Below are 12,003 nucleotides of genomic sequence, written 5' to 3' on the forward strand. Positions count from 1 at the left end.
CACCGCAATAACCATGCGGTGGTTTGAGTGGAGCGGTAGTTCAGTTGGTTAGAATACCGGCCTGTCACGCCGGGGGTCGCGGGTTCGAGTCCCGTCCGCTCCGCCACTTATACTAAGCCCAAGTCTTATGACTTGGGCTTTTTTACGTTTGGTATTCAGAAACTTCAGACTTGGCGTCTCTGACGAAAGCCTGAAGCTTTTGCACTCTACCCGTCCCAAATGTTACGCACTTATTCAGAAGCCTCGCTGGAAATAGCGGCTTTTCTATATCGGAAGTATGTCCGCCGGTTTGAGGTAAGCATTCTCATCGACATACACAGCCTATTTTTACGGATCTAAAACAGCTCTAATAAAGCGTTCAATAGTGGCTCTTGCTGGCGGCTCTGTTTGCAGCACAGGCCGAGGTTCATTGGTTCCACTTTCTCTTTTTCTAAGCGCTTTATCTTGTTGCCCATCGGACTGTTATCGATTACCACGTCTGGGGCAATACCAATACCACAACCAAGCGCCACCATACTGACAATGGCTTCATGGCCGCCGACTTGAGCATAGATATTAGGGTCGAGCTTTTTGCTTTTTAGCCATCGGTTGGCTTTTTCCCGTGCTGTACCAGACTCAGGCAAAATATAAGGCAAGGCCCCCCAATCGGGTTGCTCTGTCAGGTGCTTCTGTAAGCTTGCTGGCGGTAGCAGGGGAGCAATCACTGACATTGAAACTTGGTCTAAATCGATATAGGTCAGTTTGCTTGGTAGCGCGTCAGGCTTGGCGGCGATGGCGATATCGACTTCATCTTGCATCACTTTCTCAATGGCTTGGGCCGGATCGCCGGTGATGAGCTGGATCTCGATGTGCGGGTAGAGTTGGCGGAAGCGGTTAAGAATGTTGGGTAGGTGGCTGTAACTGGCGGTCACAGAGCAAAAGAGCTTGAGTTTACCCTGGAGCTTGGCATGTTGGTTTGAAAGTTCAGCCTTGACTTCTTGCCAGCTAGAGCAAATTAGTGCAGCGGTAGGCAACAAGGTTTTGCCTGCAGAGGTTAACTCAACGCTTCGGTTATCCCTAACAAACAATGTTTGATCGAGATCTTCTTCAAGTCGCTGGATGATACGGCTCAGTGCCGAGGGGCTGATATGCATTGCTTGCGCGGTTTGGCTGAAGCTCTTGGAATCGCACAGGTGCAGAAAAAGCTGTAGGTTTTTTATATTCATTTGTTATGTTGCATTTTTTGCAATGAGTTATTGTGAATATATCACTTTGCGCAACCATTGGCGTGCTTTACTATCAGTTTATTCGACAAGTCAATGTCGGCCCAAGGAAAAGAATTCACGGAGTTTGTTGTTATGGCTAATTACTTTAATACCCTAAACCTACGTCAGCAGTTAGATCAGCTAGGACGCTGCCGTTTCATGGATCGCTCAGAGTTTGCTAGCGAAGCCGATTACCTGAAAGGCAAGAAAGTTGTTATCGTCGGTTGTGGTGCACAAGGTCTGAACCAAGGCCTGAACATGCGCGATTCGGGTCTAAACGTTGCCTATGCCCTACGCCAAGCTGCGATTGATGAACAGCGCCAATCTTTCAAGAACGCGAAAGAGAACGGCTTTGAGGTAGGTAGCTATGAACAACTTATCCCACAGGCTGATCTGGTTGTTAACCTAACGCCGGATAAGCAGCACTCGAATGTAGTTGCAACAGTAATGCCGCTAATGAAAGAAGGTGCGGCACTGGGTTACTCACACGGCTTCAACATTGTTGAAGAAGGCATGCAAATCCGCCCAGACCTAACCGTAGTGATGGTGGCACCTAAGTGTCCAGGTACCGAGGTACGTGAAGAATACAAGCGTGGCTTTGGTGTTCCAACGCTAATCGCTGTTCACCCTGAAAACGATCCGCAGGGTGACGGCCTTGAGATTGCTAAGGCGTGGGCTGCTGCAACAGGTGGCCACCGAGCTGGCGTACTTGAGTCTTCGTTTGTGGCTGAAGTTAAGTCTGATCTAATGGGTGAGCAAACTATCCTATGTGGTATGTTGCAGGCAGGCTCTATCGTTTGTTACGAGAAGATGATTGCTGATGGTGTTGAGCCGGCTTACGCAGGTAAGTTGCTGCAGTACGGTTGGGAAACAATCACTGAGGCACTGAAGTTTGGTGGTGTGACCCACATGATGGATCGCCTATCGAATCCAGCGAAGATCAAGGCATTCGAGCTGTCTGAAGAGCTAAAAGATCTAATGCGTCCACTATATAACAAGCATATGGACGATATCATCACTGGCCACTTCTCTAGCACCATGATGGCTGACTGGGCGAATGACGATGCTGACCTACTGGGCTGGCGTGGTGAAACCGCTGAAACGGCGTTCGAGAACTACCCTGAGTCTGATATCGAAATTTCAGAGCAGGAGTACTTCGATAACGGTATCTTGATGGTTGCTATGGTGCGTGCTGGTGTTGAGCTAGCCTTCGAAGCGATGACGGCATCAGGTATTATTGAAGAGTCTGCATACTACGAATCACTACACGAGCTGCCACTGATTGCTAACACTGTTGCTCGTAAGCGCCTATATGAGATGAATGTGGTGATTTCTGATACTGCAGAGTACGGTAACTACCTATTTGCGAATGTTGCGACACCGCTTCTTCGTGACAAGTTTATGCCAAACGTTGCAACTGACGTGATTGGTAAGGGTCTAGGCGAAGCGTCTAACTTTGCTGATAACCAGAAGCTAATTGAAGTGAACGAAACTATCCGTAACCACCCTGTAGAGTCTATCGGCCAAGAGCTTCGTGGCTACATGACCGACATGAAGCGTATCGCTGTTGGTGGTTAATCTGTTGCGAAAACCGATTCGTACCGCATAAACGAAAAGCCCGAATGCTGAGCATTCGGGCTTTTTTCTGCATGCACCATTACATCAACATCCATTTTGAGGTGTTGATGTAATCGATTATTCGCCTTTGTCTTCGCTAGCGAGCTTGCCCTCTAGCGCTTCCATTTTCTGTTCTAGTGCCGTTAGTTTCTGGCGCGTGCGCAGCAGCACTTGCGTTTGCACATCGAATTCTTCACGGCTTACTACGTCCAGTTTGCCAAGCTGTGCTTGGATCACTTGGCGCACTTTCTGCTCTACATCGTTGCCTAGCTCTTTCACCGGCTGTGGCATTGAGTCGTGGATTTGCTTGGCAACTTGCTCAAGTTTTTTTGGATCAAACATAACTTGGTTAACTCCGTCAGGGACTGTTAAATCTGTTGTCGTTATTTTATTCAAATATTTAACGATTGTCGTCGATGATGGCGCAAAATAAAAGAGGCCGCAATAAGCGGCCTCTTGATACATTGCGAAGAGTTAGCACTCTTTAGCCTCTTTCAAAGCATTGCGTGCTTCATCGGCGCGTTTTAGTTTTTCCAGATCTTTATCTTCCAAGAAAACCGGAAGTGGCTTATGGATGCTCGCGAGGTAGGTGTAGATCACCGGCAGTACGAACAAGGTAAAGATGGTACCGATGGCAAGGCCAGCAACGATAACAATACCGATACTGAAGCGCTGCGCGGCACCTGCCCCCGAGGCATAAATCAGCGGGATCAGGCCTGCAATCATCGATGCAGTGGTCATCAGGATTGGACGCAGACGAACCTTTGCCGCTTCCATGACGGCTGCCATGCGATCTTTCTTGTTGTGCAGCTGCTCTTCTTTGGCTACTTCACAAATCAGGATACCGTGCTTGGTGATAAGGCCTATCAGGGTGACCAGACCAATCTGCGAGTAGATGTTCATCGAGGCTGCACCCCAGGCCAGTGCGATTAACGCACCACAAACAGCCAATGGGACGGAAACCAGAATGACCAGCGGATCACGCAGTGATTCGAACTGAATCGCCAGTACCAGGAAGATGATTGCCAATGCCAAGGCAAACGTGGTGTAAAGCGCGTTACCTTCGGTCACGAACTGGCGAGCCTCGCCCATGAAGTCATACTGGTAACCGGCTGGCAAGTTGCCCGCGGCCTCGCTCTGGAACCAGCTGATAGCATCACCCATTGCGACGCCTGGCGCGGGTACAGCACCAACCGTTGCTGAGTTCAGCTGGTTGAAGTGCGGCAGGGCACGAGGCTCGGCAACCACTTCGATAGTAACCAGGCTACCCAGAGGAATGTTATTGCCATCCGCGGCGCGCACATAGTAACCCTTGAGGGATTCTGGGTTCAGGCGGTACTTACGCTCAACCTGGGGGATCACCTCGTAAGAGCGGCCGTTAAGGTCGATACGGTTAACATAGCCGTCAGACATCATGGTGCTTAGGGTTGTACCGATATCTTGCATGGTCACGCCGTAGGCACCCGCCTTGTCCTTGTCGATCTTGATTTTCATCGTGGCTGAATCGTAGTTCAAGTCCAGATCAGAGTAGACGAACATGGCGTTGTTCTTCACCTTCTGCAGAATGTCGCTACTAACCTGGAACAGGCTTTCGAAGCTGTTCGGCGTTGTAACAACAAACTGGATAGGCAGGCCCGAACCTGCACCCGGTAGTTCTGGCATCTGGAAGGCGGTCACTGCCATCTCAGGTACATCCTTAACCAACTTGGTAACGCGATCTACCACTTCTGCTTGGCTGGCCTCACGCTCGCTCCAAGGCACCATCGATGCAATGCCGAAGGCCTGGTTTGAGTTGGGTACGCCAGAAAACACTTGGGCATAGGCGACTTCCGGCTGCTCGGACAGCGTTTGGTTAACCTTGGCCATGGTATTGTCAATAAAGTCGAGGTTGCCATTAGATGGGGCGGTACCCATCATCATCAGTACCCCTTTGTCCTCTGCTGGCGCCAGTTCACTCGGGATGAACTTGAACAGCATCGGCAAGCTACAGAAGACGATGATGCCAAACACCACGACCACCGAGCGCATTTTCATTACCCCGGTCAGCATCTTCTCGTAGCGAAGTGTCATTTTATCGAGGTAATAGTGCACAGTTGACTCGAACTTGCTTGGCGTTTCGTTGGCCTTGAGCATCTTCGAACACATCATTGGCGACAGGGTCAAGGCTACGATACCCGACACGAAAACAGAGCCTGCCAGCGTCAGTGCAAATTCCTTGAACAGCGAGCCAGTGATCCCCCCCATCATCGCGATTGGCGCATATACTGCCCCCAACGTCAGGGTCATGGCAATAACCGGTACCGCAATCTCGCGAGTACCGATAATGGCGGCGCGGAAAGGCGACTCCCCTTCTTTGATATGGCGGTCGACGTTTTCCAGTACAACGATAGCATCATCTACCACCATACCGATGGCCAGTACCATGGCCAACAGGGTCATCAGGTTCCATGAGAAACCAAACGCCTGCATCACCAAGGCGACACCAATCAGCGACAGCGGGATGGTAATGATCGGGATCATTACCGCACGCAGCGATCCGAGGAACAGGGTGATCACCACCAATACGATCAGTGCAGCTTCGACGATGGTCTTGATAACTTCGTTGATCGATTCATTAATCGCGATCGTCGAGTCATACATGACATTCATGTTGATGTTGCTTGGCATGTTGCGAGCAAGCTCAGGGAGTAGCTCGTAGACATTGGCAGCAATGTTGATCGGGTTGGCGCTCGGTGCCGCATTGATCGCTGCCACCACGGCTTCTTGGCCGTTGGCCGAGGCGCGGTAAATATCATGGCTCTTTTCGAGTGTGACCTTGGCTATGTCGCCCAGGCGGATCACTTGGCCTTTCTCGGTGGAGACGACCAGCTTCTCAAGCTCATCGGTATTGCTAACCTGGGTGTCGGCGGTGCCGTTATAAAGCACAAACTCACCAACAGCCTGGCCGGTTGCCGACTGGTAGTTGTTGGCATTGAGGACGTTCATCACATCTTGCGCAGTCAGGTCGTAAGCGGCCATTTTGGCAGGATCTAACCAAACACGCAGGGCGTACTTCATGCCGCCGTACAAATCGACTTTCGAGACCCCGTTTACCGTGAACAGCTGCGGGTTAATCACACGTTCTAGGTAATCGGTGATTTGGCTCGAGGCCAACTCGTCACTGGTAAAGCCGATATACATTACCGCGGTCGTCGAGCCGGTCGACATGGTTACGGTAGGGTCTTCCGACTCTTTTGGTAACTGGGAACGAACCGAGTTGGTCTTGGCCAGGATATCGGCCAGTGCAGCATTCGGATCCGTGTTCAGTTTCATGGTCACCGTGATGGTTGACGAACCCAGCACGGATGATGAAGTCATGAAGTCAATGTTATCCGCCTGGGCAATCGCCTGCTCAAGCGGCTGGGTGATAAAGCCCTGGATGAGGTCGGCACTGGCACCATAGTAACTGGTGGTAACCGTGACGACGGTGTTGGTCATGTCCGGGTATTCCCTGACCTGCATTTTGAAAATCGCTTGCAGGCCAAGCAATGCAATCAGGAAGCTGATTGATATCGCCAGGACAGGACGTTTAATAAAAACATCGGTAAAGCGCATGTCCCCTCCGGATCACAGCATTGGTGTTTCTGCTGGGGCTTCCAGCGAATCACTTTCAACGACGCGAACTTTTGCGTGGTTGCTCAAGCGAACCTGACCCGAGGTGACAATGGTCTCACCTGCTTTTACACCTTCAATAATATGGGCGTATTGGCCTTTGCGTTCGCCGACTTTCACGACAGACTGTTTCACGCGTAGATCACCGTTCTCGTCTTCGCTAGCAACATAAACATTGTCGCCGTAAAGCGTAAAGGTGATGGCGGTCTGCGGCAGGATGATTTGGTTTTCCATCTTCGGCAGAATGATATGGGCACGGGCAAACATGCCACTACGTAGCTGGCCGCTGTTGTTCGGGATATCAGCTTGTACCTGAACGAGGCCACTCTGGTAGTTGACCGCCGGCTCAATTGCGCTGATTTCGCCGCTAAACGGGATCTCAGGGTAGGCATCAACGAAGATCTCTACATCCTGGCCGAGGTGGATATCAGAAATATCCGTTTGCGGCACTGTAAAGCGCAGCTTCATCAAGGTGGTGTCTTCCAGGCGTACCACATCAGTGCCTGGCTGGATGTATTGGCCCAGGAATACGTTACGAAGGCCAACCACGCCATCGAACGGTGCCTTGATGGTGCGGCGGTCGATGGTTGCTTTCAGGCTCTCGATATCGGCCACCAACGAGAAGTAAGAGGCCTCAGACTCGTCGAACGCTTCTTTTGAAATTGACCCCTTACTAAATAGGCCGCGGTAGCGCTCGTATTTAGCCTTGGCAGCTGGCAGACGCGCTTCGGCACTTTTCAGGTTGGCAAGTTCCACATCAGAGTCGAGCGTCAGCAGTTGCTGTTCTGCCTTGACGGTTGAGCCTGATTCGAAATCCAGGCTTTGGATCATCCCGGACACTTCAGTGGTGATAGTCACGCCTTGGTTTGGCTCGATAAAGCCGATGGCTTCGATAGCCGGTACCCAGTTGGCAGGTTGAGCCTCGGTAACCGTGACAGGAAACTCGGGTTCCGGCATGTTAGCCATGAACTCAGCGATTTTCTTTTGTTTGAAGAGGTTGAAACCAATCACGCTCCCAAAAAGCAACAGGGCGAGAACTAGCATCACAATCCATTTTTTCATCGTTGGGTGTGCTCCGGTAGTGCTAATGTTTATGTTGAATAATGGCATCCCAAGAGGCGCTGATGGCTGCGTCCAGCGCAGCATCGTTGACCTTGAAAACGCCATTAACATGTTTGCGAGCCAAGCAAGCGCAGGACTCAAGGCTTAAAACACCCAAAATCTCGTTATCCAATGGTTTGAATAGGCCGCATGCTTTGCCTTCATTGAATAAACGGTCGACTTTGGCGAACATTTTCTTTTCGAGTAATCGTTGTTCATGGCTTTCGCGGCGTGGCAGGGTCTCGAACTGACCGCGGTTGATGATGGGGGCATCTTCCTGGGTGGTCATGTTCCAGATATTGAGCCAAATAATGCGAAAGCGTTGCTCTAACGGCATCTCATCAGACACGTTTTGACTAATTTTGTTCGCCACATAGGACAAAATATGATCATGTAATTGCTGGAGTAGATCATCTTTGTCCTCGAAATAGCGATAGATAGTACCGGCAGCAACCCCCGCCTCTTTGGCGACCATTTGCATTGAAATGCCATGGAAACCGTACATAGCCAAGAGCTTTTCTGTTGCCTTCAAGATGCGTTTTTTCTTGTCACTCATAAAAAGGAATTGTAAAAAAATATGATGAATGAATGTTCATTCATGATTTTATGGTGCCCACATATTTGTGCAAGTGTTTTTTTGATTCGTCATGATTGACGAGGCAAATGGATGGTCGAATAGACAATGGCCAAGAACCCGCTAAAATGCGCATGCCAGCCCGAAGACTCACACAGGATATGCAATGAAACTGAATCCAAGACAAAACGAAGCGGTTAAGTATGTCGCAGGCCCTTGCTTGGTATTGGCGGGAGCCGGCTCCGGCAAGACCCGCGTGATCACCAACAAAATTGCCTACTTGGTTCAGCATTGCGACTACAAGGCACGTAACATTGCCGCCTTGACCTTTACGAATAAGGCGGCCCGTGAAATGAAGGAACGGGTTGGCCAGACGTTGGGACGGGATGAGGCGAAGGGGTTGATGGTCTCGACCTTCCATACCTTGGGGCTGAATATTATTCGCCGTGAGTACAAGGCACTGGGGCTCAAGCAAAGTTTTTCCTTGTTTGATGACCAAGATCAGATGGCTTTGCTCAAGGAGCTGACAGAGGCCGAGCTGGATGGCGATAAAGACTTGCTCAAGCTGTTGCTATCGTCGATTTCCAATTGGAAGAATGACATGCTGTCGCCTGCGGCCGCAAAGGCCCAAGCACAGGGCGAACGCGATCAACTCTTTGCCCACTGCTATGAAATGTACCAGCGTCAGATGAAGGCATACAACGCGCTGGATTTCGATGATCTGATCTTGATGCCGGTATTGCTGTTGCGTGACAACCAGGAAGTCCGCCAGCGTTGGCAGAACCGTATCCGCTATCTGCTGGTGGATGAGTATCAGGACACCAACACCAGCCAGTATATCTTTGTTAAGCTGCTGGTGGGCGAGCGCTCTCGCTTCACCGTGGTTGGCGATGATGATCAGTCGATTTATTCATGGCGTGGCGCCCAGCCGGAAAACCTCAATTTGCTCAGCCAGGATTTTCCGAGCCTAAGGGTGATCAAGCTAGAGCAAAATTACCGCTCGACCAGCCGAATTTTGCGCACGGCAAACATTTTGATTGCCAACAACCCGCATATTTTCGAAAAGACCCTGTTTTCCGAAATTCCGGATGGCGAGTTGCTGAAGGTAATAACCGCCAAGAACGAAGACCACGAGGCCGAGAAGGTGGTGGGGGAGCTGATTGCCCATCGCTTTTTGAATAACACCAACTACAAGGATTATGCGATCCTTTATCGTGGTAACCACCAGTCACGTCTGTTTGAGCGGGCGCTGATGCAAAACCGTATCCCGTATAAGATTTCTGGCGGCACGTCGTTTTTCTCCCGCGCTGAGATCAAGGACATCATGGCGTACCTTCGCCTGTTGACCAACCAGGATGACGATAATGCATTTTTGCGCATCGTGAATACGCCGCGACGAGAAATTGGGCCGGTGACACTGGAAAAGCTGGGTACCTACGCCAATATGCGCGGCAAGAGTTTGTTTGCCGCCAGTTTTGAAATGGGCCTGGAGCAGCATTTATCCGGGCGTGGCCTTGAGTCTTTGCAGCGCTTCACCCGCTGGGTGGTGGAGTTGGCTGATAATGCCGAACGGGGAGATACCGTTGCGGCAGTCCGCCAGCTGGTGCGCGACATCAACTACGAAGATTGGCTGTACGAAACCTCCGCCAGCCCAAAGGCGGCTGAAATGCGGATGAAGAACGTGTCCGATCTCTATAGCTGGATCACGGCCGACTTGGAAGGGGACAATTACGATCAGGAAGTAAAGACCCTTAAAGAAGTGGTGCAGCGCCTGACCCTGCGTGACATGATGGAGCGAGGCGAGGACGATGACGATGCTGATCAGGTGCAATTGATGACATTGCACGCCTCGAAGGGCTTGGAGTTTCCTTATGTATACTTGGTGGGCACAGAAGAAGGGATCCTTCCTCACCAAACCAGCGTTGATGAAGACAATGTCGATGAAGAGCGCCGCTTGGCCTACGTGGGGATCACCCGGGCGCAAAAAGAGCTTACTTTTACCTTGTGCAAAGAGCGCCGCCAATTTGGTGAGCTTATCAAACCTGAGCCGAGCCGCTTCCTCTATGAGCTTCCGCAGGATGATCTGGAATGGGAAACGGACAAGAAACCGATGACCCAACAGCAGCGAATGCAAAAGGGCCAAGCACATATTGCCAATATCAGGGCGATGTTTAAGAAGTAGCACCCGAAGAAGGGGGTAGCTGGAATAAAGAAAAAGGGTTGGCGTATTGGCGCCAACCCTTTTTTTAATTTTTAATGCCTGTAGCGGTTGTTTGTGATTGTTGTTATAGGCCTTCAATCATATGGTTGATAGCCGCGATGATTTCGTCGTCGCTACAATCCATGCACGAGCCCTTCGCAGGCATAGCGTTGAAGCCGTTGATTGCATGGTCGGCCAGAACATCGTTACCTTTGGCTAAACGGGCATCCCAATCGGCGGCATCGCCTTTTTTCGGCGCGCCCATCACCCCGGTACCATGACAGGCTGCACAGAAGGTGCCGTAGACGGTATCACCGCTACGTGGGCCTGCTGCCACAGCTGGACCTGCTGGTGCATCACCTTCTAGGTAGACAGAGCCCACTGGCTTGATTCGTTCTGCGATAGCTTCGTCCGACATGTCGGCAGCAACGGCGGTGCCTGCCAGCGTCATTGCTGTTACAGCGGCGACCATTAGTTGTCGAAGAGATAATTCCATTGAGCTCACCTTACACTTCCAGATAATTATGTGCGATTGCCATATTTCCCCGTCACAGTCTGCTGCATGCTTGTTGTTAATCGAACTGTTGAAACAAGGGTGTGGTTATTGACAGAATGTTTAATTTGTAAAAACAAAGTGATTATATCTGCTTATCTTGTCTGGATAAACTAGGTAACTGATTTTGTATGATACGAATCAATAGTGATTTGCCTATATTTGCAGCGAACGAGAAAAAAATTAAAAAAAACACTTTACGAGAGGGGGCCTGATCCGTAATATTCACCTCCGCCGATAGGGCAAGGCGCCCGTAGCTCAGCTGGATAGAGCGTTGGCCTCCGGAGCCAAAGGTCGAAGGTTCGAATCCTTTCGGGCGCGCCATTCCGGGTAACAAGTATTGGCAAGAAACATTGGTGGCTATAGCTCAGTTGGTAGAGTCCCGGATTGTGATTCCGGTTGTCGCGGGTTCAAATCCCGTTAGCCACCCCATATTAAATGGTATTGATTATACTGTCAGTATCAGGGGTGAAAGACCTCAAAAGAATTAAGTCGGTGAATAGCGCAGTTTGGTAGCGCATCTGGTTTGGGACCAGAGGGTCGGGGGTTCGAATCCCTCTTCACCGACCACTAACATTGGTGGCTATAGCTCAGTTGGTAGAGTCCCGGATTGTGATTCCGGTTGTCGCGGGTTCAAATCCCGTTAGCCACCCCATTATTTAGGTCCTTTGACCTTGGCATTAGCCTAAACATTGTCGGTGAATAGCGCAGTTTGGTAGCGCATCTGGTTTGGGACCAGAGGGTCGGGGGTTCGAATCCCTCTTCACCGACCACCATTGAAAGCCTCGTCAGAAATGACGGGGCTTTTCTACATTTGAGTTTTAAGGAAAGCGCATTCGGCTCGGGGTCTGGAAGCCCAGCCGCGTCGAATCCTCTTCACCGACCACCATATAAAGCCCCAGTCGAGAGACTGGGGCTTTTTTCATTCTATGCTCTTCAAATAATTACAGAAAACCGTATAAAGTCCCACTTTGGTATCTGCGCCTTAGTTTTTCTTTCTTGAAAGTGTGATCTGCTGTCAAAAACACACTGTTACAGATAACCATATGGATAATGGTTTATT

At 50.4% G+C, this 12,003-nt stretch carries 8 protein-coding genes and 6 tRNA genes; 8 read left to right on the forward strand and 6 right to left on the reverse strand.

Features of this window, described 5'->3' with window-relative positions:
- The first annotated feature begins 29 nt into the window (after positions 1-29).
- A tRNA-Asp gene (locus tag C9I98_RS22400) sits at positions 30-106 on the forward strand.
- A gap of 229 nt (positions 107-335) precedes the next feature.
- Here the strand turns inward: C9I98_RS22400 and ilvY are convergent.
- Positions 336-1,205 (reverse strand): HTH-type transcriptional activator IlvY, encoded by an 870-nt coding sequence (gene ilvY, locus C9I98_RS22405; RefSeq protein WP_036817257.1) that lies wholly within the window; start codon positions 1,203-1,205, stop codon positions 336-338.
- 132 nt (positions 1,206-1,337) lie between these two features.
- On the opposite strand from ilvY, the gene ilvC reads away from it, so the two are divergent.
- Entirely contained in the window at positions 1,338-2,822 is a 1,485-nt protein-coding gene (ilvC, locus tag C9I98_RS22410; RefSeq protein WP_036817259.1) for a ketol-acid reductoisomerase, read from the forward strand.
- A 117-nt stretch (positions 2,823-2,939) separates the two neighbouring features.
- Here the strand turns inward: ilvC and ubiK are convergent, their stop codons facing one another.
- The 4 genes from ubiK to C9I98_RS22430 all read right to left on the reverse strand — a co-directional run bounded on the left by ubiK (position 2,940) and on the right by C9I98_RS22430 (position 8,169).
- A complete protein-coding gene (ubiK, locus tag C9I98_RS22415; protein WP_036817254.1) occupies positions 2,940-3,203 on the reverse strand; it encodes a ubiquinone biosynthesis accessory factor UbiK in 264 nt (87 codons plus the stop codon).
- Between the two features lie 132 nt (positions 3,204-3,335).
- Positions 3,336-6,455 carry a multidrug efflux RND transporter permease subunit gene (locus tag C9I98_RS22420; protein WP_107272504.1) on the reverse strand — a complete coding sequence of 1,040 codons (3,120 nt, stop codon included), beginning with the start codon at positions 6,453-6,455 and terminating at the stop codon, positions 3,336-3,338.
- Between the two features lie 12 nt (positions 6,456-6,467).
- Positions 6,468-7,574, reverse strand: a complete 1,107-nt coding sequence (locus C9I98_RS22425; RefSeq protein WP_036819565.1) for an efflux RND transporter periplasmic adaptor subunit — start codon at positions 7,572-7,574, stop codon at positions 6,468-6,470.
- Between the two features lie 22 nt (positions 7,575-7,596).
- A complete protein-coding gene (locus tag C9I98_RS22430; RefSeq protein ID WP_051902051.1) occupies positions 7,597-8,169 on the reverse strand; it encodes a TetR/AcrR family transcriptional regulator in 573 nt (190 codons plus the stop codon).
- 184 nt (positions 8,170-8,353) lie between these two features.
- On the opposite strand from C9I98_RS22430, the gene rep reads away from it, so the two are divergent.
- Positions 8,354-10,369, forward strand: a complete 2,016-nt coding sequence (rep, locus tag C9I98_RS22435) for a DNA helicase Rep (protein ID WP_107272505.1) — start codon at positions 8,354-8,356, stop codon at positions 10,367-10,369.
- Between the two features lie 103 nt (positions 10,370-10,472).
- On the opposite strand, the gene C9I98_RS22440 is transcribed toward rep, so the two are convergent.
- The gene (locus C9I98_RS22440; protein WP_036824996.1) at positions 10,473-10,883 is read right to left on the reverse strand and encodes a c-type cytochrome; all 411 of its coding nucleotides are present in this window, start codon (positions 10,881-10,883) and stop codon (positions 10,473-10,475) included.
- A 304-nt stretch (positions 10,884-11,187) separates the two neighbouring features.
- On the opposite strand from C9I98_RS22440, the gene C9I98_RS22445 reads away from it, so the two are divergent.
- The 5 genes from C9I98_RS22445 to C9I98_RS22465 all read left to right on the forward strand — a co-directional run bounded on the left by C9I98_RS22445 (position 11,188) and on the right by C9I98_RS22465 (position 11,713).
- Positions 11,188-11,264 (forward strand) — tRNA-Arg (locus C9I98_RS22445).
- 32 nt (positions 11,265-11,296) lie between these two features.
- Positions 11,297-11,372, forward strand: a tRNA-His gene (locus tag C9I98_RS22450).
- A gap of 61 nt (positions 11,373-11,433) precedes the next feature.
- A tRNA-Pro gene (locus C9I98_RS22455) sits at positions 11,434-11,510 on the forward strand.
- 9 nt (positions 11,511-11,519) lie between these two features.
- Positions 11,520-11,595 (forward strand) — tRNA-His (locus C9I98_RS22460).
- Between the two features lie 41 nt (positions 11,596-11,636).
- Positions 11,637-11,713, forward strand: a tRNA-Pro gene (locus C9I98_RS22465).
- The last annotated feature ends 290 nt before the right edge of the window (positions 11,714-12,003 follow it).

Source organism: Photobacterium sanctipauli (genome assembly GCF_003026495.1).
GTDB classification, from domain to species: domain Bacteria; phylum Pseudomonadota; class Gammaproteobacteria; order Enterobacterales; family Vibrionaceae; genus Photobacterium; species Photobacterium sanctipauli.

Bases quoted from the DNA above. Each gene is read 5' to 3' on its own strand.
- ubiK (WP_036817254.1), bottom strand. From the start codon at position 3,203: ATGTTTGATCCAAAAAAACTTGAGCAAGTTGCCAAGCAAATCCACGAC.
- C9I98_RS22425 (WP_036819565.1), bottom strand. From the start codon at position 7,574: ATGAAAAAATGGATTGTGATGCTAGTTCTCGCCCTGTTGCTTTTTGGG.
- rep (WP_107272505.1), top strand. From the start codon at position 8,354: ATGAAACTGAATCCAAGACAAAACGAAGCGGTTAAGTATGTCGCAGGC.
- C9I98_RS22430 (WP_051902051.1), bottom strand. From the start codon at position 8,169: ATGAGTGACAAGAAAAAACGCATCTTGAAGGCAACAGAAAAGCTCTTG.
- C9I98_RS22440 (WP_036824996.1), bottom strand. From the start codon at position 10,883: ATGGAATTATCTCTTCGACAACTAATGGTCGCCGCTGTAACAGCAATG.
- C9I98_RS22420 (WP_107272504.1), bottom strand. From the start codon at position 6,455: ATGCGCTTTACCGATGTTTTTATTAAACGTCCTGTCCTGGCGATATCA.
- ilvY (WP_036817257.1), bottom strand. From the start codon at position 1,205: ATGAATATAAAAAACCTACAGCTTTTTCTGCACCTGTGCGATTCCAAG.
- ilvC (WP_036817259.1), top strand. From the start codon at position 1,338: ATGGCTAATTACTTTAATACCCTAAACCTACGTCAGCAGTTAGATCAG.